Origin of the sequence: Gilliamella sp. B2887, assembly GCF_026537015.1 — a bacterium.
Lineage (GTDB): Bacteria > Pseudomonadota > Gammaproteobacteria > Enterobacterales > Orbaceae > Gilliamella.
On record NZ_JAFNMX010000027.1, the window covers coordinates 1 to 1,089 of the forward strand.

Annotated in this window: 1 protein-coding gene; it reads left to right on the forward strand. The window is 52.3% G+C overall.

Features of this window, described 5'->3' with window-relative positions; genetic code table 11:
• Positions 1–64: 64 nt before the first annotated feature.
• On the forward strand, positions 65–1,089 hold a 1,025-nt coding region (locus tag J3U13_RS11350), incomplete at its 3' end, for a type VI secretion system Vgr family protein (protein WP_267342170.1).

Here is a 1,089-nt window from a genome sequence, read left to right on the forward strand (position 1 = left end):
CAATGACAATGACAATGACAATGACAAGAGCCATCATAACAGCGACAATCCTTACGACAATGCGGTGGAAAGTGGTAACTGGTATGCGCGAATACGTCATGAACACGCCATCAGTCAACAAACCGTCATCCACGGGAAAAGCAATCATGCCAATCTGACACCGGGTCAACGCATACAGATTAACGGTAGTCCACGGATGGACATTGATGAGGGCGTCATAATATTAAGTGTGGAAGGGCAAGGCAACCGCACCGAAGCTTACGAACTGCGTTTTACCGCCATACCGTATCACGCCTTAAAACCTTACCGACCGGCACCGCTGCCGGCGCCGACGGTGCACGGCACCCTGCCGGCACGGGTAAGCAGTCCGGATAATGACACTTACGGTTACATTGATACACAGGGTCGTTATCGGGTTAAATTTAACTTTGACTTAAAAGCATGGAAAAACGGGGAAGAGAGCCTATGGTTAAGACTGGCCAGACCGTATGCCGGCAGCACCTATGGCATTCACTTTCCGCTCATTGACGGCACGCAAGTGGCGGTCGCCTTCACCAACGGCAATCCGGACCGACCGTATATCGCCCATGCCCTGCACGACAGTGCGCACCCTGACCTGGTGACCACGATAAACAAACACCGCAATGTGATTCGCACCCCCACCAATAACAAACTGCGCATGGAAGACAAACGGGGGCAGGAGCACATCAAGCTGGCGACCGAATACGGCAAAACGCAACTCAATCTGGGACACTTAGTCAACCAAAAAAAAGCGTTACGGGGTGAAGGGTTTGAACTGCGCACCGATGAATGGGGGGCGATAGCGGCTGAAAAAGGCTTATACCTGACGACACAAACCGAGCCCAAAGCGCAAGGTCAGCAACTGGATATGCAAGGCGCCATTACCCAGCTGGAAAATGCCTTATCGATAGCCAAAGCGCTGCAACAGGCTGCCAATCAATGCGACGCACACGGTGCTGACACCGCCAGTCAGGACCAGCTTAAAGCAGCGTTAACGACGCTCACTGAAAGTGGCATCTTAGCTTATGCACAGGCAGGCATTGCGTTAACCAGTCCGGAAAATATCCA